Annotated in this window: 21 protein-coding genes; 10 read left to right on the forward strand and 11 right to left on the reverse strand. The window is 65.3% G+C overall.

All coding sequences use genetic code 11. The annotated features are described in order from the left end of the window. Positions 1–143: 143 nt before the first annotated feature. Positions 144–3,308: a discoidin domain-containing protein gene (locus XalbCFBP2523_RS00575; RefSeq protein ID WP_407070977.1), complete on the forward strand. Its 3,165-nt coding sequence runs from the start codon at positions 144–146 to the stop codon at positions 3,306–3,308. Between the two features lie 166 nt (positions 3,309–3,474). On the opposite strand, the gene XalbCFBP2523_RS00580 is transcribed toward XalbCFBP2523_RS00575, so the two are convergent. The 6 genes from XalbCFBP2523_RS00580 to XalbCFBP2523_RS00605 form a co-directional block, all read right to left on the reverse strand. Then, positions 3,475–4,539 (reverse strand): C13 family peptidase, encoded by a 1,065-nt coding sequence (locus tag XalbCFBP2523_RS00580; protein WP_080928198.1) that lies wholly within the window; start codon positions 4,537–4,539, stop codon positions 3,475–3,477. 8 nt (positions 4,540–4,547) lie between these two features. Beyond that, positions 4,548–5,246: an acireductone synthase gene (mtnC, locus tag XalbCFBP2523_RS00585; protein ID WP_045757966.1), complete on the reverse strand. Its 699-nt coding sequence runs from the start codon at positions 5,244–5,246 to the stop codon at positions 4,548–4,550. A gap of 3 nt (positions 5,247–5,249) precedes the next feature. After that, complete coding sequence (locus tag XalbCFBP2523_RS00590; RefSeq protein WP_045765640.1) at positions 5,250–5,816, reverse strand: 1,2-dihydroxy-3-keto-5-methylthiopentene dioxygenase; 567 nt, start codon at positions 5,814–5,816, stop codon at positions 5,250–5,252. A gap of 95 nt (positions 5,817–5,911) precedes the next feature. Continuing rightward, entirely contained in the window at positions 5,912–6,553 is a 642-nt protein-coding gene (locus tag XalbCFBP2523_RS00595; protein ID WP_045765641.1) for a methylthioribulose 1-phosphate dehydratase, read from the reverse strand. A 117-nt stretch (positions 6,554–6,670) separates the two neighbouring features. Further along, positions 6,671–8,107 carry an amino acid permease gene (locus XalbCFBP2523_RS00600; RefSeq protein WP_045765642.1) on the reverse strand — a complete coding sequence of 479 codons (1,437 nt, stop codon included), beginning with the start codon at positions 8,105–8,107 and terminating at the stop codon, positions 6,671–6,673. Between the two features lie 84 nt (positions 8,108–8,191). Further along, positions 8,192–9,664: an amino acid permease gene (locus XalbCFBP2523_RS00605; protein ID WP_012915835.1), complete on the reverse strand. Its 1,473-nt coding sequence runs from the start codon at positions 9,662–9,664 to the stop codon at positions 8,192–8,194. Between the two features lie 174 nt (positions 9,665–9,838). On the opposite strand from XalbCFBP2523_RS00605, the gene XalbCFBP2523_RS00610 reads away from it, so the two are divergent. Next, positions 9,839–10,387, forward strand: a complete 549-nt coding sequence (locus XalbCFBP2523_RS00610; RefSeq protein WP_045765643.1) for an NUDIX hydrolase — start codon at positions 9,839–9,841, stop codon at positions 10,385–10,387. Between the two features lie 40 nt (positions 10,388–10,427). On the opposite strand, the gene serA is transcribed toward XalbCFBP2523_RS00610, so the two are convergent. Beyond that, positions 10,428–11,669, reverse strand: a complete 1,242-nt coding sequence (gene serA, locus XalbCFBP2523_RS00615) for a phosphoglycerate dehydrogenase (protein ID WP_045765644.1) — start codon at positions 11,667–11,669, stop codon at positions 10,428–10,430. A gap of 230 nt (positions 11,670–11,899) precedes the next feature. On the opposite strand from serA, the gene XalbCFBP2523_RS00620 reads away from it, so the two are divergent. The 3 genes from XalbCFBP2523_RS00620 (at position 11,900) to XalbCFBP2523_RS00630 (ending at position 15,635) form a co-directional block, all read left to right on the forward strand. Beyond that, entirely contained in the window at positions 11,900–13,288 is a 1,389-nt protein-coding gene (locus XalbCFBP2523_RS00620) for an FAD-binding oxidoreductase (protein ID WP_045765645.1), read from the forward strand. A 128-nt stretch (positions 13,289–13,416) separates the two neighbouring features. Beyond that, positions 13,417–13,728 carry a DUF2388 domain-containing protein gene (locus XalbCFBP2523_RS00625; RefSeq protein WP_045756814.1) on the forward strand — a complete coding sequence of 104 codons (312 nt, stop codon included), beginning with the start codon at positions 13,417–13,419 and terminating at the stop codon, positions 13,726–13,728. Further along, positions 13,728–15,635 carry an Lnb N-terminal periplasmic domain-containing protein gene (locus XalbCFBP2523_RS00630; RefSeq protein ID WP_045766696.1) on the forward strand — a complete coding sequence of 636 codons (1,908 nt, stop codon included), beginning with the start codon at positions 13,728–13,730 and terminating at the stop codon, positions 15,633–15,635. The genes XalbCFBP2523_RS00625 and XalbCFBP2523_RS00630 overlap by 1 nt, the downstream gene beginning before the upstream one ends. A 78-nt stretch (positions 15,636–15,713) precedes the next feature. On the opposite strand, the gene yeiP is transcribed toward XalbCFBP2523_RS00630, so the two are convergent. The 4 genes from yeiP to XalbCFBP2523_RS00650 all read right to left on the reverse strand — a co-directional run bounded on the left by yeiP (position 15,714) and on the right by XalbCFBP2523_RS00650 (position 19,075). Next, positions 15,714–16,280 carry an elongation factor P-like protein YeiP gene (gene yeiP / locus XalbCFBP2523_RS00635; protein WP_012915841.1) on the reverse strand — a complete coding sequence of 189 codons (567 nt, stop codon included), beginning with the start codon at positions 16,278–16,280 and terminating at the stop codon, positions 15,714–15,716. Positions 16,281–16,350: 70 nt separating this feature from the next. Beyond that, positions 16,351–17,121, reverse strand: a complete 771-nt coding sequence (locus XalbCFBP2523_RS00640) for an SDR family oxidoreductase (RefSeq protein WP_045765646.1) — start codon at positions 17,119–17,121, stop codon at positions 16,351–16,353. An 82-nt stretch (positions 17,122–17,203) separates the two neighbouring features. Further along, entirely contained in the window at positions 17,204–18,121 is a 918-nt protein-coding gene (locus XalbCFBP2523_RS00645) for a hydroxymethylglutaryl-CoA lyase (RefSeq protein WP_045765647.1), read from the reverse strand. 165 nt (positions 18,122–18,286) lie between these two features. Beyond that, a complete protein-coding gene (locus tag XalbCFBP2523_RS00650) occupies positions 18,287–19,075 on the reverse strand; it encodes an enoyl-CoA hydratase-related protein (protein WP_045765648.1) in 789 nt (262 codons plus the stop codon). 124 nt (positions 19,076–19,199) lie between these two features. Between XalbCFBP2523_RS00650 and XalbCFBP2523_RS00655 the strand changes: the two genes are divergently transcribed. The 5 genes from XalbCFBP2523_RS00655 (at position 19,200) to carA (ending at position 23,776) form a co-directional block, all read left to right on the forward strand. After that, positions 19,200–19,445 carry a FeoA family protein gene (locus XalbCFBP2523_RS00655; protein WP_012915845.1) on the forward strand — a complete coding sequence of 82 codons (246 nt, stop codon included), beginning with the start codon at positions 19,200–19,202 and terminating at the stop codon, positions 19,443–19,445. A 2-nt stretch (positions 19,446–19,447) separates the two neighbouring features. After that, positions 19,448–21,307, forward strand: coding sequence for a ferrous iron transport protein B (feoB, locus tag XalbCFBP2523_RS00660; RefSeq protein WP_045765649.1), 1,860 nt, complete (start codon positions 19,448–19,450; stop codon positions 21,305–21,307). Position 21,308: 1 nt separating this feature from the next. Beyond that, positions 21,309–21,563, forward strand: a complete 255-nt coding sequence (locus XalbCFBP2523_RS00665; RefSeq protein ID WP_045765650.1) for a DUF6587 family protein — start codon at positions 21,309–21,311, stop codon at positions 21,561–21,563. Positions 21,564–21,769: 206 nt separating this feature from the next. Then, a complete protein-coding gene (dapB, locus tag XalbCFBP2523_RS00670) occupies positions 21,770–22,486 on the forward strand; it encodes a 4-hydroxy-tetrahydrodipicolinate reductase (RefSeq protein ID WP_045765651.1) in 717 nt (238 codons plus the stop codon). A 165-nt stretch (positions 22,487–22,651) separates the two neighbouring features. Then, on the forward strand, positions 22,652–23,776 hold the full coding sequence (gene carA / locus XalbCFBP2523_RS00675; protein ID WP_045765652.1) for a glutamine-hydrolyzing carbamoyl-phosphate synthase small subunit: 1,125 nt from the start codon (positions 22,652–22,654) through the stop codon (positions 23,774–23,776). Positions 23,777–23,803: the final 27 nt, after the last annotated feature.

Here is a 23,803-nt window from a genome sequence, read left to right on the forward strand (position 1 = left end):
CGCATAGGCAAGCACACGCCATCTGCTACTCGTCGCCACAGGTGGGAACAGTGGCCGAGGGCTTCCCTCCATCGGCCTTTAGGCTGTGGTGGTCAGGCATGAAGCGCAGCGGCGCTTAGGTAACGCAAGCAGGATAACCAGACATGAGAGGTGCGATGCGCAATATGGCGGCTGTAAGGACAGTGTTGGCGATTTGTGGCCTGATGGCGGTGCATGCCTTCGCTGCGCCGCCGAGTGCGCCTGTGACGCTGGACAGTTTCAATAATCTGGACAACTGGCAGATCGTTGCTTCCAATCAGGTCACTGCCTCCACCCGACTGGTGCAGGCACCCGGCGGTGGCCGGGCCAAGGCCGTGTGTCTGGACTACGATTTCAACGGGGTGTCCGGCTATGCCAGCATCCGTCGAGCGTTGTCGATCGAGTACCCGGATAATTACCAGTTCGCGTTCCAGTTGCGCGGTGATTCGCCGCGCAACGACCTGCAGTTCAAACTGATCGATGCCAGCGGCGACAATGTGTGGTGGGTCAACCGACCGCGCTACGATTTTCCCACGCAATGGAGCCCGGTTAGTTTCAAGAAGCGGCAGATCGCCAAGGCCTGGGGGCCGAGTCCGGAGAAAGAACTCAAGCGCAGCGCGCAAATCGAGTTCACCATCTACAACCAGGCTGGCGGTGCCGGCACGGTGTGCTTCGATCAACTGCGTTTGATCCCGTTACCGCCGCAGGATACCTCGCCGTTGACGGTCAAGGTCAGCACCGACACCGCACCGGCATTGAGGCAGCGGATTGCCGACGGCAAGCCGGATACCGTGTGGTACAGCGGCAACGCCAAGACCCAGACGGTGATGCTTGACCTGGGCAAGGTGCGCGAATTCGGCGGTGCCAAGGTGCAGTGGGCGCCTGGTGTCTATGCCTCGCGCTACAAGGTGCTGGGTTCGATCGACGGAAGCAGTTGGCGCGAACTGCGCGCGGTCACTGCTGGTAACGGGGGTATCGACTGGCTGGCCCTACCGGAAACCGAGGCGCGCTACGTGCGCTTCGACCTGGAGGACGGCCCCAGCTTTCACTACGGCATTGCCGACATCGCGCTGCAGCCGCTAGCGTTTGCCGCGACGACGAACGACTTCATCAAATTGGTGGCGGCGCAATCTCCTCGCGGTTGGTTCCCGCGTGGCTTCAGCGCAGAGCAGCCGTACTGGACCATCGTCGGCCTGGATGGCGGTCGCGAACAAGGCTTGATCGGTGAGGATGGCACGATCGAAGTGGGCAAGGGCGGCTTCAGCATCGAACCGTTCCTGTTGTTGGATGGCAAGCGCCTGAGCTGGGCCGACGTGAAGGCCGCGCAGAGCTTGCAGGACGATTACCTGCCCATTCCCAGCGTGGACTGGCGCCACGACAACGCCGCATTACGCGTGACTGCGTTCGTGCAGGGCGAACCGGAGCAGTCGCAGCTGGTGGCGCGTTATCGGCTCAGCAATCCAAGCAAACAGGCGCACGATTACACCTTGGCGTTGGCGGTACGTCCGTTCCAGGTAAACCCGCCCAGCCAGTTCCTTAACACGCTCGGCGGAGTCAGTCCGATCCGTGCGCTGGCGTTCGACGGCACGCAGGTGCGGGTCGATGGCCAGCCGCGGGTGTTCGCGGTTCAGAAGCCAGACGCAGCCTATGCCACCGCGTTCGACGCCGGAATGGACATCGAACGATTGGCTGCCGACAGCAGTGGTTTGCCGCAGCAAGCGCAGGATCCCGACGGGTTGGCTTCCGGGGCACTGCTGTACCGTGGGCGTCTGGCGCCGGGCGAGGTGCGCGAGGTGGCGTTGGTGATCCCGCAGACTGGGCTGCATGTGCTGCCGCTCGGCTTCGATGCGGCGCGTGCGCAGCAGCAGGTGGCGGCGCAATGGCACGAAAAATTGGATCGGGTGCAATTGCACTTGCCGGCGCAAGGCAAGGCCCTGGCCGATACGCTGCGCACGGCACTGGCGCACATACTGATCTCGCGGATCGGGCCACGCCTGCAACCGGGCACCCGTTCGTATTCGCGCAGTTGGATCCGCGACGGCGCGATGATTTCCGACGCCCTGTTGCGCCTGGGACGCGCCGATGTGGTGCGTGACTACCTTGCCTGGTACGCGCCCTACCAGTTCGACAATGGCATGGTGCCGTGTTGCGTGGACGATCGCGGTAGCGATCCTGTGCCGGAGAACGACAGCCATGGCGAGTTGATTTTCGCCATCGCCGACTACTACCGCTACAGCGGCGACCATGCGTTTCTGGAGCAAATGTGGCCACACGTGCTGGGCGCGTATCAGTACATGGAGCAACTGCGTTTGAGCGAGCGGACCGAGGAAAACCGTGCGCGCAATCCGGCGTTCTACGGAATGATGCCGGCGTCGATCAGTCACGAAGGCTATTCGGCCAAGCCGATGCACGCCTACTGGGACGATTTCTGGGCCTTGCGCGGCTACACGGATGCGGCAACGCTTGCCGCCGAGTTGGGCCGCAGCGAGGATGTCGCCAGTTTGTCCGCTGCGCGCGACCAGTTTCGTGAGGATCTGGATGCGTCGCTGCAAGCTGCGACGCAGCAGCACCACATCGATTTTCTACCGGGGTCGGCTGAACTGGGCGATTTCGATCCTACTTCCAGCACCATCGCGTTGGCGCCGGGTGGCGAGCAGGTGCGATTGCCACCTGCACTGTTGAATGCCACCTTCGAGCGTTATTGGGGCGAGTTCGTGAGTCGCCGTGATGGTCAGCGCGCGTGGAAGGACTACACCCCATACGAGTGGCGTAATGTCGCCGCGTTCGTGCGGCTGGGCTGGCGCGAGCGCGCCTGGGAGGCGACCACGTTCTTCTTCAAGGATCGCACGCCGCCTCCCTGGAACCAGTGGGCGGAAGTGGTCTCGCGTACCCCGCGCACGCCATTTTTTCTTGGCGATCTACCGCACGCCTGGGTGGCCTCGGATTTCGTGCGTTCGGCGCTGGACATGTTCGCTTACACCCGCGATGGCGATGACAGCTTGGTGCTGGCGGCAGGTATTCCGATCGACTGGTTCGACGGCAAAGGCGTGTCCATCGAACAACTGCGCACGGCGCATGGGCTGCTGAGTTATCGACTGCGGCGGCATAAGAACCGCTTGGTGTTGAATGTTTCCGATGGCCTGCGTATCCCTAGCGGTGGCCTGGTGCTGCCTTGGCCGTACCCAGGCGAACCTGGCCGGACCGAGGTTAATGGTGCATCTGCGCAATGGGAACGCGGTGAATTGCGTATCCGCACGCTGCCGGCGGATGTGCAGATCGAGATGCGTTAAAGCCGAGGCTTTTGTGGTGTGGAAATTCGGAATCGCAAGTGCCGATTAGAATCGGCGAGGGTGACGTTTGGGCAGCCGTTCTTATTGGTGGCGTCGCGGCGCTGCTTTCATGTCATCAGCGAGGGGAGAGTGCCGCTGCTGGCGTTGCCGACGATGTGAGGCGCGCTCACTGCTCAGCTTTTTCTGAGGCATGAACGGTTGGGCTGGTTGTCTGCGTCGTCCTGCTGCTGCGGTGGGACGTTTGTACCGTTGTTGTCGGCGGCGCGACCGCTGTGTCCGGCTCGGGATAGGGATATGCCGGTGCCGCGATGGGGCGTAATTGCGCGCGCCAGCGCCGCAGCAGTGGTGCGATCCGCGCACCGACGTATAGCTGCGGATACGACGGCGTTTCGCCTTGCTCGCGCTCGCGCGCATTGATCTCCGCGCTGGCCAAGTGGTAGCTCTCGATCAGGTCGCTGGTGCGCGCCAGCGCGTCGATCAGCCAGGCGCGGCCGAAATACGTGGCGCTGGCGGTGTTGCCGCAGCCGAACGAGGCGCGGTCGCGGCGCGCGGCGGTGATGATCAGGGTGTCGGGTGTCTTCAGCGCCGGCACGAAGCCGCCGGAGTAGCAGGCCGACAGCACGATGATCCGGTTGACAATGCCGGCATCGTCGAGCAGCCCGCGCAGTTCTTTTGGGGTGATGGTGTCGTACTCGGCGTCCTCGCCTGGGCCGAATTGCAGATACAGCTCGTGCTGCTCGGTGCCGTGGCTGGTCAGGAACAGCAGCAGTGCATCCTCGCGCTTGTCCATCAGGCTGCCGATGCGTTGCAGGGTGTCGGCCAGATTGTCGTAGGAGGCCTGCGGCGCATAGGCATGGGCACCGAGATTGTCGCCATGGTTGATCAGCGTGACGATGCGTCCGGCGGCGCCGAATCGCCGGGCGAACAGTTGGCGCAGGTATAGCGTTTCGTTGCGAAACACGTCTTCGCTGGCGTCGCCGGCGAAGCCGACCACGTACAGGTCGGTGATTCCGGGACGTTGCGGTTGCAGCGCGCTCAGTGCGCGGCGCAGTTGCGCCTGATCGAACGGATCCTGCGGTGTCTGCGCTTCATCGGCCGCTGGCGCCGCGCCGGCATCGGGGTGGCAGGCGGGCACGACCAGCACCAACAGGAATGCCAGCAGTAACCGCCCTGGCAGGCGGCATAGTGACGGTGTCACGGACGCGATGAACGTAGCGACGGATGTACGCATGCGTGCGCTCAAAAATCCAGGTCGGCGAAGCTCTCCACGCGATGGTGCCCATTGCAGGCCTCGCCCTGACGTGGTTGCGGATAATCGGCGCGGCGGTCGATCAGCACCGTGTCCAGGCCGACCGCGCGTGCGGCGTCCAGTTCGGCGACCACGTCGGAGAGAAACACGACCTGCGCTGGCGGCAGGCCAGTCGCCTCGGCGATCCGCGCATAACTGGATGGCTCGCGCTTGGCGCCGATCTCGGTGTCGAACCAGCCGGAAAACAGGTCGCGTAGATCGCCAGCGTCGCTATGACCGAAGAACAACTGCTGCGCGGGCACCGAACCGGACGAATACACGTACAGCACGCGGCCATCGGCGTGCCAGCGGCGCAGCGCCGGCGCGGCATCGGGATAGATGTGCGCGGTGAAATCGGCGTCGCGGTAGCCGGTTTCCCAGATCATGCCCTGCAGTGCCTTGAGTGCGGTGTGCTTGCGATCCTGATCGATCCAGCCCTGCAGCGTCTCCACGATGACCGCGTCGGTGCAGATGCCGCCGCATTCGCTGGCCACCGCGTCCAGCCATTGCCGGACCTGCGGCTGCTGGCCGTGGTCGCGGACGAAGTCGGGCAGGGCACGGCGCGCGTAGGGGAACAGCACGTCCTTGACGAAGGAAATACTGCTGGTGGTGCCTTCGATATCGGTCAGGATCGCACGCGGACCGGCCATGGTTCAGTGCGCCTCGCCGCGCTGGGCTGGCTCGTAGCGCGGGAAGCGCTGGGCGATGTCGGTGCCGGTGAAGTGGCCGATCCAGCCGTCGGGCTCGGTGAAGAAGCGGATCGCGACGAAGCGTGGCTCCGGGCCCATGTCGAACCAGTGGCGCGTGCCGTCGGGCACCGCGATCAGATCGTTTTGCACGCATTCGATCTCGTAGACCTTGCCGTCCACGTGCAGGGTGAAGAGTCCGGAGCCGGCGACGAAGAAGCGCACCTCGTCTTCCTTGTGGAAATGTTCGTCGAGAAACTTCTTGCGCATCTCCTCGCGCTGCGGATGGTCGGGGGCGATGCTGACCACGTCCACGGTCTTGAAGTTGTGCGCGGCCACCAGGCGGTCGATGTCGGTGCGGTAGGCGGCCATCACGGCTTCGGGCGAGGCGCCGGCCTGGATCGGCTGGCTGGCCTGCCAGCGCTCGAAGACGACGCCGATTTTCTGCAACTCGGTGGCGATCGCATCGCCATCGCGGCTATCGAACAGTGGCGCCTCGGGAGTGGTGTTGGCGAAGATGCGGAGTCGGCTCATGGCGGTAGGCGAAAGCGGCGGGGAAGAAAAGGGTAGCAGGTGCGCTGCGGGCGGCTGTTGCGGCGCTGGAACGCAGTTGCGCGGTGCGGCGTCGCTTAGCTTTGCGCGCGCAGCTTGCGCAGTTCCAGTTCGCAATGCAGCAGGAACTCGAAGGCGTCCAGGTGCCGGCGCGCTTCGGCCATGTCGCGGCCCCAGGCATACAAGCCGTGTCCATCGATCAGGTAGCCCCACAGCGCGTTGCGGTCCAGTAGCGCATCCACCTGCGCGGCTAGCACGGTCATGTCCTGGGTATTGGCGAAGACGGGCAGGTCCACCGCGGTCTCGTGGGTCTGGTTGCCGTGCAGTGCCTTGAGCAGTTCATAGCCTTCCAGGCGGACGTGGCCCTGTGCCGCGTACAGGCGCGAGGCGATGGTCTGTACCGGCGAATGCGTGTGCAATACGCAACCGATCTCGGGAAAGCGTCGGTACAGTTGGGTATGCAGCAAGGTCTCGGCGGATGGGCGTAATGGGCGACCCACGGCCTGGCCGTCGAAGTCCACCACCATGATGTCATCCTCCACCAGCCGCCCCTTGTCGCGACCGGACACGGTAATCGCGGCATGGCACGCATCCAGACGATGGGAAAAATTGCTGCTGGTGGCTGGAGTCCAGCCGGCCTGGGACAGTTCGCGGATGTTGCCGATCAGCAACTGGGCCAGCGTGCGCAGGCGTTCGGGGTCGTAGGGCAGGGCATTCATGTGTCTTAGTTTAGGGCCTGCTGGCGCGCTTGGGATGACCGCGCTCGCGGGAATCACGCGCTCAAGCCGGGACAATCGTATTGTCCCGGCTCGCACGATGCCTGCACTATTCGGGGCTTATGCTTTGGGACCGTTGCGCAGATGACTGTGGCGATAGCCGTAGCCAAAATAGATCGCCAGGCCGATCGCGGTCCAGCCGGCCATCAGCAGCCAGTTGTGCGTGGTCATCGCCGACAGTAATGCAAGACAGCTGAGGATGCCGGCGATGCAGATCGGCCAGACCAACGGAATGCGGAACGGGCGCGGCAAATCCGGCTGGGTGCTGCGCAGGATCAGGACCCCGGCGCAAACCGCGGCGAAGGCGATCAAGGTGCCCATCGAGGTCAGTTCGCCGAGTACGTCCAGCGGGAACAATGCGGCCAGCAGGGCGATGCCGATGCCGGTGATCAGCGTGTTGACGTGCGGGGTGCGGTAGTTCGGATGGATCTTGGTAAACAGGGGCGGTAGCAGGCCGTCGCGGGCGATGATCATGAAGATGCGCGGCTGGCCGATGATCATCACCAGCACCACCGAGGACAGGCCGATCAGTGCGCCGACCTCCACTACCACGCGCAGCCAGGCAAGCGGCGGGTGTGCGGCGACTGCGGTTACCACCGGCTCGTCGGTGCCGAGTTGGGTATACGGCACCAGTCCGGTCATGACCGCGGCCATGGCGATGTACAGCATGGTGCAGATGACCAGCGATAGCATCATGCCGATTGGCAGGTCGCGCTGCGGCCGGTGCGATTCCTGCGCCGCGACCGAGACCGCTTCGAAGCCGATGTAGGCGAAGAACACCATGGCCGCGCCGCGTAGCACGCCTTCCAGGCCGTACTTGCCGGCACCTTCGTTGGCGGGAATGAACGGATGCCAGTTGGCTGGGTCCACGTAGCGCCAACCGGCCACGATCACCAGCACGACCAGGCCGCTCTTGAGCACCACCATCGCCATATTCATCGCCGAGGACTTGCGAATGCCCACATAGCACAGCCAGGTCAGCAGCAGCACGATGCCGGCAGCAGGCAGATTGGCGATCGCCCCAGTGCGCTGCAGCTTGCCATCCAGTGGCGCGTTGACCAGCGTTGCCGGCAGGTGGAGGTGGAAGTGGTCGAGCAGGCTGAGGAAGTAGCCGGTCCAGCTCACCGCCACCGCCGATGCCGATACCCCGTATTCCAGCACGAGCATCCAGCCGATGAACCAGGCCGCCAGTTCGCCGAATGTGGCGTAGGTATAGGTGTAGGCGCTGCCGGACACCGGCACCATCGCCGCGAATTCGGCATAGGCCAGTGCGCAGAACGCGCAGCACAGCGCGGCGAGCACGAACGAGAGCATGATCGCCGGCCCGGCATGGTTGGCCGCCGCCTGGCCGGTGATGACGAAGATACCGCCACCGATCACTGCGCCGATGCCCAGCGCGGTCAGGCCCCAGGGGCCGAGCACACGTTGCAGGCCCAGCCCGCCGGCATCGGCGTGGCTGGCGTGCGGGTGTTTGGTGGCCAAGAGGTGTTTGAGCATGGAACGGCTCCAGCCGGGCGTGGCGCACATTACGAAGGAACGAACGTGAAGACCGGCGCGCACGCCGGGCATGGCAGGTGAAGATCAGGCCTTGTCGGCCAGATGACTGTTGCGGATGCCGTAGCAGAGATAAATGCACAAGCCGAGCAGCGTCCAGACGACGAAGACCTTCCAGTGTTCCTGGAATGCTTGCAAGAACAGCAACACGCAGGCAACCGCGCCGAGCGGACAGACCAGCGGTGCGAGCGGAACCCGGAACGGGCGCGGCAGCTCGGGCTTGGTGAAACGCAGCACCAGCACGCCGATGCAGACCGTGGCGAAGGCGAGCAGGGTCCCCATCGACACCAGTTCGCCGAGGACCTCCAGCGGGATTAATCCGGCCAGCAGCGCGGCGAGCACGCCGACCACGATGGTGCCAACATAGGGCGTATGGAACTTGCGGTGGACCCTGCCGAACAGCCGCGGTAGCAGACCATCGCGGGACATGGTGTAGAAGATGCGCGGCTGCGCCATCAGCATGACCAGCACCACCGAGGACAGGCCAGCGATGGCGCCGATCTCGATCACGGTCTTCAGCCAGGCCAGGCTGGGATAGTGCTCCAGCGCCGTGGCCACCGGCTTGGCGGTGCCGAGTTGGGTATAGGGCAGCAGGCCGGTCAGCACCGCACAGACGATGATGTAGATGATCGTGCAGATCGCCAGCGACACCAGGATGCCGATCGGCATGTTCTTCTGCGGGTCCTTGGTCTCGCCGGCGGAGGTGGAAACCGCGTCGAAGCCGATATAGGAGAAGAACACGATGGAGGCGGCACGGAAGATGCCGCTCCAGCCGAACGTGCCTGGGCCGGTGTTCTCCGGAATGAACGGGGTCCAGTTGGCCGGGTCGATATGCGAGATGCCGACGCCGACGAACAGGCAGATCACCACGACTTTGATCGTCACGACGATGGCGTTGGCCAACGCCGATTGAGTGACGCCGACATAACACAGCACGCTGACCGCGGCGACGATCAGCACCGCCGGTAGGTTGACCAGATGACCGGAGGCGACGAAGGCATGGCCGGTCCATTGCAGCGGTGCACTGGCCAGTTCCGCCGGGAACGGCAGCCCCAGCGTGCCGGTGACGAAGCTCATCAGATAGGCCGACCAGCCGACCGCGACGCTGGAACCGGCGAACAGGTATTCCAACACCAGGCACCAGCCGATGAACCAGGCCACACCTTCGCCGAGGGTGGCGTAGGAGTAGGAATACGCGCTACCGGAAACCGGCAACATCGCAGCGAATTCGGCATAGCACAGTCCGGCAAAGGCGCAGGCGATGCCGGCGAACACGAACGAGAGCATCACCGCCGGACCGGCATGGTGAGCGGCGGCCTGCCCGGTCATCACGAAGATGCCGGCGCCGATGACTGCGCCGATGCCAAGCATGATCAGGTGCTTGGCGGTGAGGCTGCGTTTGAGGCAGGCTTCGCCCTGCAAACTGCCCTCGAACGGTTCGCCGGCGTCGACATGGCCGGCGGGTTCGATCGGCTTGACCCGCAATAGAGACTTCAGCATTCGGTGCATCCCAGGTAGGGTCGGGGGGGCAGGCGCCCGGGTAATTGAGGTGATGATGCGCCCGTTCCAGGAGTGGATGGCGCAGGCGTCGTACCATGCCAAAGCCAGACGGCCACCACAAGCTGCGCTGTGCGTTGCACGCCGACCATGGCCGGCCCGATTGCGAGAATCTGCATGTCCGAATCGCCTTTACGCCAGTCGTTGCACGCATATGCCGATCGATACCCGGAACAGGCGGAGCTTGCGGCGCAGTTTCTCGTTTTGCTGGACGATGCCGCCGATCCGTTCGCGCGCGCGCGCCTGGCCGGTCACTTCACCGGCTCGGCGTGGTTGGTCAGTGCCGACGGCACGCGCACCTTGCTGACCCACCATCGTAAGCTGCGGCGCTGGCTGCAACTGGGCGGTCATGCTGATGGCCAGCGCGATCTGGCGCAGGTGGCGTTGAAGGAGGCGCAAGAGGAGTCGGGTTTGTCCGGGTTGTCTCTGCTCGACGGCGCCATCTTCGATCTGGATCGACACTGGATTCCGGCGCGCGATGATGTCCCAGGCCATTGGCATTACGACGCGCGCTACGTGGTGTGCGCAGGGGCGGACGAGGCGTTCGTGGTCAGCGTCGAGTCGCTGGCTCTGGCCTGGCGCCCGATCGCCGCATTGCGCGACGATGCCGAATTGGATCCATCGCTGCGGCGCATGGCAAAGAAATGGGAACTGCGCGAGCGCTGATGTGTGCTCCCGTGTCGGGGGATGGTCCGCGCCCGAGTCCTCAATACAGAATCCGCGTCCGCAGTGTTCCCGCCACACGCGCCAGTTCCTCCTTCAGCGCCGTCGCCTGCTCCACGCTGGCGGCGATGTCGATCACGACATAGCCGACCTTGGGGTCGGTGCGCAGGAATTGGCCGTCGATGTTGACGTTGTGGCGCGAGAACAGATCGTTGACCTGCGATAGCACGCCCGGCACGTTGCGATGGATGTGCAGCAGACGCAGGCTTTCGGCATGCTCGGGCAGGGTGACCTCGGGGAAGTTGACTGCCGACAAGGTGCTGCCGTTGTCGCTGTAGCGCACCAGTTTGGCCGCTACTTCCACGCCGATGTTGTCCTGCGCTTCCAGCGTGCTGCCGCCCACATGCGGGGTCAGGATCACGTTGTCGTGCATGGTCAGTGGCGATTCGAACAGCTCGCCGTTGCCCTTGGGCTCGACCGGGAACACGTCCACCGCCGCGCCGCCGATGTGGCCGCTACGCAGCGCCGCGTCCAGGGCATCGATGTCGATCACGCTGCCGCGCGACGCGTTGATCATGTGCGCGCCCGGCTTCATCTGCGCCAGTTGCGCCGCGCCGATCATGTCCTTGGTCGAGGCGAGTTCCGGCACATGCAAGGTGACCACGTCTGCGCGTGTCAGCAGATCGCCCAGGTCGGCGGCCGCGCGCGCGTTGCCCAGCGATAGCTTGGTCTGGATATCGTGGAAGATCACCTGCATGCCCAGTGCTTCGGCCAGCACGCCGACCTGGGTGCCGATGTGGCCGTAGCCGACGATGCCCAGTACCTTGCCGCGGGTTTCGTGGCTGCCGGTGGCCGACTTGGACCAGCCGCCACGATGGCACTCGGCGTTTTTTTGCGGAATGCCGCGCAACAGCAGGATCGCCTCGGCGATCACCAGTTCGGCAACGCTGCGGGTGTTGGAGTACGGCGCGTTGAATACCGGAATGCCGGCCAGTTCGGCCGCGTCCAGATCGACCTGATTGGTCCCGATACAGAAGCAGCCGATCGCGATCAGACGCTTGGCCTGCGCCAGCACTGGCGCGCTGAGCTGGGTCCGCGAGCGGATGCCGACGATATGCGCCTCGGCGATGCGTTGCTTGAGTTCGTCTTCCGGCAGCGACTTGGCGTGCACTTCGATCTGCGAATAGCCGGCCGCGCGGAACGTGTTGATGGCGGTCTGGCTGATGCCTTCGAGCAGCAGCACGCGGATATCCTGCTTCGGAAACGAGGTCTTCTTGGGCGACATTGCGGCGAGCGGGCGATGGCCAACGGGGCCGGCCACTATGCCAGATGCGTCCGCGCTTGGGTGCCTCCTCGCCATGGGTCGCAATGCGGATGGCGGCGCAGCGTCAACGTAGCGTGTCGGCAAGACCGGCGATAATGGTTTCTCCTGCATCCATCCAATGTCGTGCATGCTGGACGCGGCCGCGCGACACTGGCACGCTTGAGGGCTTGCCTTCCCCGCTGATCTAGATCATGACCGACCCGCGCCTGGACGCCCTGGCTCACGCCGTTCCCGCCTTGCGTCTGAAGACCGACCCTGCCGATCTGGAACACTACGGCCGCGACTGGACCCGGCGCTGGACCCCGGCGCCGCTGGCGGTCGCGCTTCCGGCCACGGTGGAGGAGGTGCAGGCGGTGGTGCGCTGGGCCAACGCGCACGCGGTGGCGGTGGTGCCCTCAGGGGGCCGTACCGGCCTGTCAGGCGGCGCGGTGGCGGCGCACGGCGAACTGGTGCTGAGCCTGGAGCGGATGAACAAAACGCTGGCCTTCGACCCGGTTGATCGCACGTTGACGGTGCAGGCGGGCATGCCGCTGGAGGCGGTACACAATGCCGCCCGCGAACATGGCCTGGTGTATCCGGTGGACTTCGCCGCGCGCGGCTCGTGCTCGATCGGCGGCAACATTGCCACCAATGCCGGCGGTATCCGCGTGATCCGCTACGGCAACACCCGCGAGTGGATCGCCGGGCTGAAAGTGGTCACTGGCAGTGGCGAGCTGCTCGATCTGAACCGCGGGCTGATCAAAAATTCCAGCGGCTACGATTTCCGCCAGTTGTTGATTGGTTCGGAAGGCACGCTTGGCATCGTGGTCGAGGCCACCTTGTGGCTCACCGATCCGCCGCCGCCCAGCAACGTGATGCTGCTGGCGCTGCCCTCGTTCGAGGTGTTGATGCAGGTGTTCGCAGCGTTCCGTTCTCGGTTGCAGTTGGAGGCGTTCGAATTCTTCACCGACCGCGCGCTGGAGTATGTCCTGGCGCATGGCGCGCAGGCGCCGTTCGAGACGCTCTATCCGTACTACGTGGTCACCGAATACGCCAGCGGCGACGAAGCGCAGGAAGCTGCGGCACTGGGCGCGTTCGAGGCGTGCATGGAGCAGGGCTGGGTCCTGGATGGCGTTATCAGCCAGAGCCAGGCGCAGGCGGCGCAGCTGTGGCGCCTGCGCGAGGGCATCACCGAGGCGGTGGCGCGCTACACGCCGTACAAGAACGATGTCTCGGTGCGGATCTCGGCGATGCCGGCGTTCCTGGCGCAGACCCAGGCGCTGCTCGCGCAGGCCTACCCGCAGTTCGACGTGGTCTGGTTCGGCCACATCGGCGATGGCAACCTGCATATCAACGTGCTCAAGCCCGAGGCCACCGCGTCGGCGGATTTCATCGCCGCCTGCGAACACGTCACCACGCTGCTCGCGCAGGTGCTGGCCGCGCACGGTGGCAGCATTTCCGCCGAGCATGGGATCGGGCTGGTCAAGAAGCCCTACCTGGACAGTACCCGCAGTGCGCAGGAGATTGCGCTGATGCGTGCGGTCAAGCGCGTGTTCGATCCATCCGGGTTGCTCAATCCAGGTAAACTGTTCGATAGCTGAGCACGCATGCCGCGTCGCGGCCCGATCACTGGTTCAGCCACTGCTCGTGGTGGATCGCTCGGCGATACGCTGCGGCCTTGGCCGAGCTCCTCTACACGACCCTGTCTGGAACGATTGCGATGACCCGAATGACCGCGCGCCTCGCCCTGCTGTTGGCTTTGATCGTGCCCGCGTTCGCGCAGGCGTCCAGTTTCGCCGGTAGTTCTGCCGGTTCCGCGTCGGCTGGCTCGGCCGGCAGTTCGGATTCCTCGGACAATAGTTCCAATAGAAACAATAAGGTGGTGTTGCAGGCGCGCGACGACGCGGCCGGTTTCGTCGCCAGCGCCGGTCGTATCCGTGGCGCGCAATTCGAAGCGGCACTACGCGTGCTGCGCGAGCGCAACCCGCAGGCGCGGCAGGCCAGCGACCTGGAATTGGCGCAGGCGATCCTGGCGCTGTGATACCACGCCGCCGCGTGGCGCGGTGGCTGGTTCTGGCGACGCTGGCCTGCGCGGTTCCGGCGCAGGCCGTGCAATTGCAATGCGAGGACCAGGGGCTGAGTGCATCCGAACGTGCGGCCAGTCGGGCCTTGCTCGATGCCGCGCAGGCGCGGCTGCCGCCGGTATGGGCGGCGGAGCTGCCCGCCTCTGTGCCCGTGCAGTGGCGCGACGACCTGCCGCCGCAGGTGCATGGACGCGCCCTGGCGCGGCGGGTGCTGTTGAACAAGCAATTGCTGCGCGACTGGATGGCGGCCAACGCCGACACCGATCCGGCCACCGATCCGGCGCGGCGGCCCGCCCTGGCCGCGCTGCTGCACGAACTGGCGCATGTTTACGACCATTCCGCAGCCGGGCGCTTATCGTCCGATCCGCGCCTGCTGGACTTGGCGGGTTGGCAGGTGAGTCCGATGCGCCTGGGCCTGCGCCGTGGCCACAACGCCCTCACCGAACGCAGTCCGGATCGTTACGAATTGGAATCGCCGGCGGAATACGTCGCGGTCAATCTGGAGCACGTCCTGCTCGATCCGGACTATGTCTGCCGTCGTCCAGCGTTGGCCGACTATTTCGCCCAGCGTCTGGCATGGACGCCGCCGCCAGCCCGTTGCGCGCCCGGCCTGGCCTTTGTGCAGGACCCGCTGGCCGAGCAGGCACTGCTAGTGCAGGTGGACCCGGCGCGGGTCTATGCGGTGGATTACCTGCTGGCCGAAGGCAATACGCAGCCGATGAGCCGCTGGGGCCACAGCATGCTGCGCCTGGTGATTTGCGCGCCGGGGCGGCCGCTCGGGCCGCAGTGCCGGCTCGATCTGGCCGACCACCTGGTGTTGTCGTTTCGCGCCTTCGTCAACGACGTGCAGATTTCCAACCTGCGTGGATTGATCGGTTCGTATCCGTCGCGGTTGTTCGTCCTGCCGCTGCATCAAGTAATCGACGACTACACCCAGGTGCAACTGCGCGGGCTGCAGTCGTTGCCGCTGAACCTGCGTCGCGATGAGATCGCCGCTTTGCTGGAGCGCGCCGGACAACTGCATTGGAGCTACGACGGTCGCTACTACTTCCTAAGCAACAACTGCGCCGTAGAAACCTACGCCTTGCTGCACGACGCGGTACCGCGACTGTCGGCCGCGCACTTGTCCGGCATCACCCCGACCGGCCTGCGCCAGCGCCTACTGCGTGCTGGTATTGCCGATGCCTCGGTGTTGGAGGACAACGCGGCAGCGGTGCGGCAGGGCTATTACTTCCCTGCGGCGAGCGCGTATTTCGCCGAGATGTTCGCGGTGGCGCGTGCGGGTCTGGCGTTACCGGCACGCAATGTGGATGCCTGGCTGGACCTGCCGGCCGCACAGCGCGCGGCGTGGCTGCAACGCGGCGACCTGCGCGCCAGTGCGGCGTTGTTGCTGTTGGAGAATGCGGCTCGCCTGCGTGCCGAGATGCGCGCCCGCGATACCTTGAAGCGGCGTTATCTGCGCACGTCGCCCTGGTCTGCGCTGGTGCGTTCTGGCGGGAGCTTGGATCCCCCCGGTGATACCCGCGAGGCGGCTGCGGCGGTGCGCGCGGTGCTGGCGCAGCAGGGGTTGTTGAGTCAACCGTCCAGTCTATTGCAGGGTCAGCCGGGCTACGGCCTGCCGCAGGCGCAGGAGCGTGCTTGGTTGCAGGAGCAGAGTCAGGTACGGATCGCGGCGTTGCGCGCCGACGGCACTGCATTACGCAAACGTCTGCGTGATCTGTTGCCGCCGCCGTTGCAGGCCGAGCTGGAGCAGGTCGACACGAACCTGTCGACGCTGGGTGCGCGGCTGCGCACGCTCAACCGCGAGGGCGGCGGATTGCAGTTGAGTGCGCCTTCGCGGTTGCAATTGCCGCAAGTCCAATGAGTGGTAACGCGTTGCAGGGTGGCTGCCATTGCGCGATGCACTCGCGCAAACATCGTTGCCGACCGCGCAGGCATGCGCTCAATCAGCGCGTCCAGCGAACTCGCCGGTGGTGGTGTTGACCAGCACGCGTTCTCCGTTGCCGATGTACTCCGGCACCATGATCTCGATGCCGGTGTTGAGCTTGGCGGGTTTGGGCCGCTTGGTTGCGGTGCCTCCTTTGAGTTCCGGCGGTGTCTCGATCACTTCCAGGGTGACGCTCTGCGGTAGTTGTATCGCCACTGGCTGGTCGTCGATGACCTGCACATAGATGCCGCTGAGACCGTCGGTGATGTAACCGGCGTCGTTGCCGATGGCATCGGCGTCCAGTGTGTAGGGTGTGTAGTCCTCGTCGTCGAGGAATACGAACGCCTCGCCGTCCTTGTAGGAAAACGTGGCCTGACGGCGCATCAATTCCACTTCGCGCAGGTCGTCGTCGCCGTCGAAGCTGGCGTCGAGCTTGTTGCCGCCGGGCACGCTGTACATGACGAAGCGGAAGCGCACGTTGCCGCCACGGCCCTGCGGCGAGCTGCGCTCGATGTCGCGGATCTGGTACACGCTATTGTTGTATTCGACGACGTTGCCTTTCTTGATTTCGTTGGCTTTCATGGCGGCACAGTATTTGGATGGAAGCGAAGAGGGGCTTTGGGGAATATGGGCTAATGGGCCGATGTTGCGGTCACTTGGGCGCCAGGCGCACCGCACCGTCGAGGCGGATCACCTCGCCATTGAGGTAGCGGTTGCGCAGCAGGAACATCACCGTGTCGGCGAATTCCTCTGGCTGGCCGAGGCGCGAAGGATACGGGATCGCGGAGGCCAGCGAGTGTTGCACGGCTTCGGGCATGCCATCCACCATCGGTGTCCAGAAGATACCGGGGGCGATGGTATTAATGCGGATGCCCAAGCGCGCCAGTTCGCGCGCCATCGGCAGGGTCATCGCCACCACGCCGCCCTTGGATGCGGCATACGCCGTCTGGCCGATCTGGCCTTCGTAGGCGGCGATGCTGGCGGTGTTGACGATCGCGCCGCGCTCGCCATCCTCGCCGGGCGTGTTGTGTTGCATCAGGTTCGCCGCCGCTTTGGCGACGTTGAAGCTGCCGATCAGGTTGACCATCACCGTGTTCTGGAATGTGGCCAGCGCCATCGGCGCTTCCTTGCCGAGTACACGGCCTGAGCCAAGGATGCCGGCGCAGTTGATCGCGGTGTTGAGGCCGCCGAGGAACTCCTGGGCGGCGTCCAACTGGGCCGCCACCTGGGCCTCGTTGCTGACGTCGGTGCGCAGGTAGCAGGCCTGTTTTTTGCCCAGTGCGGCAACCGCGGCGGCGCCCTTGTCCTCGTGTAGATCGAACAGCGCCACCTTGCCGCCCTCGGCGACGATGCGCTGCGCCACCGCTAGACCGAGGCCGGACACGCCGCCGGTGACCACGGCGCGTAGATCGGCAAGTTGCATGGATGTTTCCTTCGCGGACGCGGAAAAACCGCAGTTTAGCCGGGAGAGCGGCGATGCGGCGCATGCCGCCGTGCGCGTGGGGTCACGCTGCGGGCGCCGTTGCGTCGTCGTCCGTCGCCAGCGCTTGACCGACCTTGCTGCCGGTGCGCCGGCCAAGTCGATGCGCCAGCCAGCGCCCGGTGGCGGCCAACGCCGGCAGGTCGATGCCGGTCTGCATGCCGTTGCCGTGCAGCAGGTAGACCACCTCCTCGCTGGCCACATTGCCGCTGGCGCCCTTGGCGTAGGGGCAGCCGCCAGCACCGGACACCGCCGCATCGACCACGCGCACCCCTTCGTCCAGGCATGCCGCGATGTTGGCCAGTGCTTGGCCGTAGGTGTCGTGGAAGTGCACCGCCAGCGCCGCCATCGGCACCTCGCTGGCGACCGCGCGCAGCATCGCCCGCGCCTTGGCCGCCGTGCCGACACCGATGGTGTCGCCCAGCGAAATTTCGTAGCAACCCATCGCGTGCAATCGTTGCGCCACTCGCACCACGTCGGTCAGTGGGACCACGCCCTGGTATGGGCACCCAAGGACGGTGGAAACATAACCGCGCACCTTGACCCCGTCCGCTTCGGCACGCGCCAGCACCGGCGCGAAGTGCGCCAGCGATGCATCGATGCCTGCATTGGTGTTGGTGCGATTGAAGGCTTCGGAGGCAGCGGTGAACACCGCGACCTCGCGCACGCCGACCGCGATGGCGCGCTCGTAGCCCTGTAGATTGGGTACCAGCACCGAGTAGTCCACGCCTGGCGTCGGGACGATGCCGGTGTAGACCTCCGCTGCGTCGGCCAGCTGCGGTACCCATTTCGGACTGACGAAGCTGGTCGCCTCGATGCTGCGCAGGCCGGTGCGAGACAATCTGGCGATCAGCTCGATCTTGTCGGCTGTGGCGACCCAGGTCTTCTCGTTCTGCAGGCCGTCGCGCGGGCCGACTTCCACAATGCGCACGATATCGCTCATGGGTGCAGCCTCTGTAGATCTATGACGGGAGAGGCAAGCGTGGCAGACACGGTTCGGATCACGACGATTGCTGATTCAGGCCGCCACCAGCAGCGGCACGGGTGGCTCGCCAGCGCTGGAAGCCTGGAGGTAGTCGACGCTGATGCGGCGCGCTCTGGTGGCATGTCAGGTCTGTGTGATCCAGCGTGGAGCGCGCTTTTCGAGGAACGCGCCGAGGCCTTCCTGGCCTTCGGGCGAGACCCGCAACTGCGCGATCAGCGCGGCGTTGGCCTGATCCAGCGCATCGCGTTCGCCGCCGGCGGCAACGCGCCGTACCAGGGTCTTGGCCGCCGCCGTGGCCAGCGGCCCGGCTTGGCCCAGCAGCGCCACTTGGTGTTGCACCGTTGCGTCCAGCGCCTCCGGTGCCACCACCTCGTGTACCAGGCCGATCAGCGCCGCCCTGGCGGCGTCGAACGGCTCGGCGCTGGCGAACCAGCGTCGCGCCTGGCGTGCGCCGATCGCGGCGATCACGTAGGGCGAGATCACCGCCGGCAGCAGACCCAGGCGACTTTCGCTGAACGCGAAGCGCGCATCGGTGGACGCCACCGCGATGTCGCAGCACGCGACCAACCCCACCGCGCCGCCGAACGCGGCGCCGTGGACGCGCGCGACGGTGGGCTTGGGCAGTTCGTCGAGCACGCGCATCAACCGTGCCAGCGCCAGCGCGTCGTCGTGATTTTCCTGTGCGCTGGCGCTGGCCATCGAACGCATCCATTGCAGGTCGGCGCCGGCCGAGAACGCGGTGCCGGCGCCGCCTACCACCACGATCTGGATCAGCGGATCGACCGCGATCTGTTGCAGGGCGTCGGTGAGTTGCGCGATCAACGCGGCGTCGAAGGCGTTGCGCAGTGCGGGGCGGTTCAAATACAGCGTCATGACCTTGCCAGATCGCTCCAACAGCAGTGCATCGCTCATCGATGGATCTCGTGCGGAGGGACAATGGCCGCCATTGGGCGATCATAGCCGGCTGCGCGGGTGCCGCCATGACGCCCCCCGGCGGTGCTACAATTGATAATTATTCTTATCGCCGGAACGTGTTGTGACGTTGTCCGATATGCCGTTGCGTAGCAGCGCCCTGGTCGAATCCGTGCACGACCGCCAGCCCAACGACGCCATTGCGCGGCGTCTGCGCGAGCTGGGGTTCGTCGCCGGCGAACAGGTGCAGGTGCTGACCAGTGGGCCGGTCGCCGGCGAGCCGCTATTGGTGCAGGTGGGGTATACGCGGTTTGCGCTGCGCCGCAGCGAAGCGGCCCGGGTGCAGGTCAGTCCCGTGGCCGAGGTGTAATCATGAGCGACGCCCGCGCGCCGCTGCGGCTGGCCTTGGTCGGTAATCCGAACTGCGGCAAGACCGCGCTGTTCAATCAGTTGACCGGGAGCAGGCAGAAGGTCGCCAACTATGCGGGCGTCACCGTCGAGCGCAAGGAGGGGCGTTTGCGTGCGCCATCCGGACGCGAGTTCGCGGTGCTGGATCTGCCCGGTGCCTACAGTTTGCAACCGGCCAGTGTCGACGAAGCGATCACCCGCGATCTGTGCCGCGGTTTCTACCCAGGCGAGCCGGCGCCGGATGTTCTGGTGTGCGTGGTCGATGCGACCAACCTGCGCCTGCACTTGCGTTTCGCGCTGGAACTGCGCGCGCTGGGCAAGCCCATGCTGGTAGCGCTGAATATGGTCGACGCCGCGCAGCGCCGTGGTATCCGCATCGACCGGCAGGCGCTGGAACAGGCGCTGGGCGTGCCGGTGATCGAAACCGTGGCGGTGCGTCGCCACGGCGCCCGTGCGTTGGTCCAATACCTGGACGCGCTGGCGCCGGCGTTGCCGCCCGTGGTGGCGTCGGTCGATGCGCAGGGCGACGATCACCAACAGGTGCGCAATATGCTTGCGAGCGCGGTGACGATGCCCAGCCGCACTGCGCGCATCGACGACGCGCTGGATCGCTGGCTGCTGCATCCGGTCGCCGGGTTGCTGACCCTGGTGCTGGTGATGTTCCTGATCTTCCAGGCGGTGTTCGCTTGGGCCAAGCCGCTGATGGACCTGATCGACGGCGCCAGCAAGGCACTCGGCGCCTGGGTGGGCGCGACTCTGCCGACTGGGCCGCTGAACAGTCTGGTGGTGGATGGCATCATCGCCGGGGTAGGCGGTGTGGTGGTGTTTTTGCCGCAGATCCTGATCCTGTTCGCCTTCATTCTGGCGTTGGAAGAATCCGGCTACTTGCCGCGTGCGGCGTTTCTGCTCGATCGCATGATGTCGGCGGCGGGATTGTCCGGGCGCTCGTTTATCCCGCTGCTGTCCAGCTTCGCCTGCGCGGTGCCCGGCATCATGTCCACGCGCAGCATCCAGGACTCGCGCGACCGTTTGGCCACCATTCTCGTGGCGCCGCTGATGACCTGCTCGGCGCGGTTGCCCGTGTACACGCTGCTGATCGCGGCGTTCGTGCCGCAACAGCAGGTCTGGGGGCTGTTCAATCGGCAGGGGTTGGTGCTGTTCGGGTTGTACGTGGCGGCCATCGTCAGTGGCCTGGTGGTTTCCTGGGTGATGAAGAAATGGCGCCGCGACAAGGGCGAGCACCCGCTGTTGCTGGAGCTGCCTTCGTACCGCGTTCCGCGCCTGCGGGATCTGGCGCTGGGCCTGTGGGAGCGTGCGGCGATCTTCCTCAAGCGCGTTGGCGGCATCATCCTTGCGCTGACCATCCTGCTGTGGTTTCTATTGAATTTCCCGTCGGCACCGGTCAATGCGGCCATGCCGATGATCGATTACAGCTTCGCCGGGCGTATCGGCCATGCGATGACCGTGGTGTTCGCGCCACTGGGCTTCAACTGGCAGATCTGTATCGCGCTGATCCCGGGGTTGGCCGCACGCGAGGTGGCGGTGTCGTCGCTGGCGACGGTGTACGCGTTGTCCGCTACCGACGACGTTGCCGCCGCGCAGGCGTTGTCGCCGTTGATCGGCAATGGCTGGTCGCTGGCCACCGCGTTATCCCTGCTGGTCTGGTACATCTACGCGCCGATGTGTATTTCCACCCTGGCTACGATCAAGCGCGAGACCAATTCGTGGAAGCAGATGAGCGTTGCCGCGTGCTACTTGTTCGCGCTGGCCTATCTGGCCTCGTTGATCACCTACCAGGTCGCGGTGGCGCTGGGAGCGGGTTGAGATGAGCGCCTCGCTGTTGCTGCAGTATCTGCTGATCGCGCTGGCGGTGCTGGTCAGCGCTTGGGTGGTGTTGAAGAAGCAATTCCCCGGCACCGTGCGTTGGTTGCGCAGTGCGTTGGCGCGAGTGTTGCTGCGGCCGGGTCGCCCGGCTTGGTTGCAATCCTTGGGGCGGGCGATCGCGCCACCGCCCACCGTTGGCGCGGGTGCCTGCGGCGGTTGCGACAACTGCGGTCCCGCGCCATCGCGTCGACATTGAGCCGCGCCGCGTTGGTCAGGGCAGCGCCATGCGCAGACGTAACCGTATGTGCAGGGCGATGCGATATCGATGACGGCGTTCTTCATCCTTCATCGTTGCTTGCGCGGTGCGCTGGCGCGCTGGCGCTGGTCAGCGTTTCGCGTCAGATGCGCTCGTTTTTGATTTTCCCTCTGTTGTGTTCGGCTGCAAACCGCTAGCCTTGGCGGATGAAGACTGCTCCGTTGCGTGTGTTGATTCATGGTGCGTCCGGCCGCATGGGCCAGGCGTTGTTGCGTCTGGCTGCGCAGGATGCGGCGTTGCAGGTGGTGGCTGCGGTGTTGCGGCGAACACCGGCGCAGCGGGTGATCGATGGCGTGCCGTATTTCGCTGCGGCCGAACTCAATGGCGTGCCCGCATTCGATGTGGCAATCGATTTCAGCCTGCCGGAGGGCTTCGATCCGGTCCTGGCGTTGTGTGTTGCACGCGGCGCGGCGCTGGTATCGGGGACCACCGGCCTGGATGCCACGCAGCGGCAGGCCTTGGACGCCGCCGCCGAGCGCATTGCGCTGATCTGGGCGTCGAACTTCAGCCTGGGTGTGGCAGTGTTGAACGAACTGGTGGAGCGTGCCGCCGCGGCGCTGCCGGGGTGGGATTGCGATATCGTCGAATCCCATCATGTACACAAGCAGGATGCGCCTTCCGGTACCGCGCTCACGCTGGGCGAGGCGGCCGCACACGGTGGTGCGACCCCGCGCTATGCCAGCCTGCGCGCCGGCGACATCGTCGGCGAGCATTTGGTGCAGTTCACCGGCCTTGGCGAGCGAGTGGAGCTGCTGCACCGCGCCAGTAATCGCGACATCTTTGCCCGTGGCGCGTTGCATGCGGCCACACGCCTGCCCGGGCGCGCGCCGGCGGCCTATCGGTTGCGCGACCTGCTCGGCTGAACGGCGTTTTGATACAAACGGCTGGCGCGGACCGCCGCGCGTCGGTACAATTCTCCCTCGCCTGTTACCCATCGCCACGAACCCGGAGAAGCGCCGCGTTCGCGGTTTCTTGCAGCCGCAAGTTTTGGTGGGGCAGGGTTCCTCTTTTCCCCCAAGGCGAACCCCGTGACTCAACCCGCAATCCTTGTCCTTGAAGACGGCACCGTGTTCGAGGGCGTTGCCGTAGGTGCCACTGGCCTGTCCGTCGGCGAAGTGGTGTTCAACACCGCCATGACCGGTTATCAGGAGATCGTGACCGATCCGTCGTACGCGCGCCAATTGGTTACGCTGACGTATCCCCATATCGGCAACACTGGTTGCACCGACCAGGACGACGAGGCCGCCCGGGTCTGGTCGGCTGGCCTGATCGTGCGCGACGTGCCGCGCCGTCCCAGCAACTGGCGCAGCCAGGTGGCCTTGCCGCAGTGGCTGGCGCAGCGTGGTGTGGTCGCCATCGCCGGCATCGACACCCGCAAGCTGACCCGCATTCTGCGCGAGAAGGGCGCGCAGAATGGCGCGCTGATGGCTGGCGCGGTCAATGTGGATACCGCGCTGGACGCGGCGCGCGGCTTCCCCGGGCTCAAGGGGATGGATCTGGCCAAGGTGGTGTCCACCGATCAACCCTATGCGTGGCGCGAGGGGCAGCTCGATCTGGACCGCAACGTCTTTGTCCAGGCCGAGCCGAGGTTCAAGGTCGTGGCCTACGACTACGGGGTCAAGCGCAACATCCTGCGCATGCTCGCCGAGCGTGGCTGCGACGTCACGGTGGTGCCGGCGCAGACGCCGGTCGACCAGGTGTTGGCGATGCAGCCCGATGGCGTGTTTTTGTCCAATGGTCCCGGCGATCCAGCGCCGTGCGATTACGCGATCGCCGCGATCAAGCAACTGCTGGCGCGCAAGATCCCGACCTTCGGTATCTGCCTGGGCCACCAACTGTTGGCGCTCGCTGCTGGCGCGCAGACCTTGAAGATGGGGCACGGCCACCATGGCGCCAACCATCCTGTGCAGGATTTGGACAGTGGTCAGGTGATGATCACCTCGCAGAACCATGGCTTCGCGGTCGATGAAGCCTCGCTGCCTGCGCATGTCCGGGTGACGCATCGTTCGCTGTTCGACGGTACCAATCAAGGGATCGAGTTGAGCGATGCTCCGGCCTTCGGCTTCCAGGGTCACCCGGAAGCCTCGCCGGGGCCGCGCGATGTGGCGCCGTTGTTCGATCGGTTCACCGCGCTGATGGCCGCCGCCGCTTGATGGCCGCAGCGCCTGCCTTGCCGTTGT

Source organism: Xanthomonas albilineans (genome assembly GCF_002939705.1).
Taxonomy (GTDB): domain Bacteria; phylum Pseudomonadota; class Gammaproteobacteria; order Xanthomonadales; family Xanthomonadaceae; genus Xanthomonas_A; species Xanthomonas_A albilineans.

Excerpts from the sequence above, each read along its gene's own strand:
- XalbCFBP2523_RS00575 (WP_407070977.1), top strand. The coding sequence starts at position 144 with ATGAGAGGTGCGATGCGCAATATGGCGGCTGTAAGGACAGTGTTGGCG.
- XalbCFBP2523_RS00580 (WP_080928198.1), bottom strand. The coding sequence starts at position 4,539 with ATGCGTACATCCGTCGCTACGTTCATCGCGTCCGTGACACCGTCACTA.
- mtnC (WP_045757966.1), bottom strand. The coding sequence starts at position 5,246 with ATGGCCGGTCCGCGTGCGATCCTGACCGATATCGAAGGCACCACCAGC.
- XalbCFBP2523_RS00590 (WP_045765640.1), bottom strand. The coding sequence starts at position 5,816 with ATGAGCCGACTCCGCATCTTCGCCAACACCACTCCCGAGGCGCCACTG.
- XalbCFBP2523_RS00595 (WP_045765641.1), bottom strand. The coding sequence starts at position 6,553 with ATGAATGCCCTGCCCTACGACCCCGAACGCCTGCGCACGCTGGCCCAG.
- XalbCFBP2523_RS00600 (WP_045765642.1), bottom strand. The coding sequence starts at position 8,107 with ATGCTCAAACACCTCTTGGCCACCAAACACCCGCACGCCAGCCACGCC.
- XalbCFBP2523_RS00605 (WP_012915835.1), bottom strand. The coding sequence starts at position 9,664 with ATGCTGAAGTCTCTATTGCGGGTCAAGCCGATCGAACCCGCCGGCCAT.
- XalbCFBP2523_RS00610 (WP_045765643.1), top strand. The coding sequence starts at position 9,839 with ATGTCCGAATCGCCTTTACGCCAGTCGTTGCACGCATATGCCGATCGA.
- serA (WP_045765644.1), bottom strand. The coding sequence starts at position 11,669 with ATGTCGCCCAAGAAGACCTCGTTTCCGAAGCAGGATATCCGCGTGCTG.
- XalbCFBP2523_RS00620 (WP_045765645.1), top strand. The coding sequence starts at position 11,900 with ATGACCGACCCGCGCCTGGACGCCCTGGCTCACGCCGTTCCCGCCTTG.
- XalbCFBP2523_RS00625 (WP_045756814.1), top strand. The coding sequence starts at position 13,417 with ATGACCGCGCGCCTCGCCCTGCTGTTGGCTTTGATCGTGCCCGCGTTC.
- yeiP (WP_012915841.1), bottom strand. The coding sequence starts at position 16,280 with ATGAAAGCCAACGAAATCAAGAAAGGCAACGTCGTCGAATACAACAAT.
- XalbCFBP2523_RS00640 (WP_045765646.1), bottom strand. The coding sequence starts at position 17,121 with ATGCAACTTGCCGATCTACGCGCCGTGGTCACCGGCGGCGTGTCCGGC.
- XalbCFBP2523_RS00645 (WP_045765647.1), bottom strand. The coding sequence starts at position 18,121 with ATGAGCGATATCGTGCGCATTGTGGAAGTCGGCCCGCGCGACGGCCTG.
- XalbCFBP2523_RS00650 (WP_045765648.1), bottom strand. The coding sequence starts at position 19,075 with ATGAGCGATGCACTGCTGTTGGAGCGATCTGGCAAGGTCATGACGCTG.
- feoB (WP_045765649.1), top strand. The coding sequence starts at position 19,448 with ATGAGCGACGCCCGCGCGCCGCTGCGGCTGGCCTTGGTCGGTAATCCG.
- XalbCFBP2523_RS00665 (WP_045765650.1), top strand. The coding sequence starts at position 21,309 with ATGAGCGCCTCGCTGTTGCTGCAGTATCTGCTGATCGCGCTGGCGGTG.
- dapB (WP_045765651.1), top strand. The coding sequence starts at position 21,770 with ATGAAGACTGCTCCGTTGCGTGTGTTGATTCATGGTGCGTCCGGCCGC.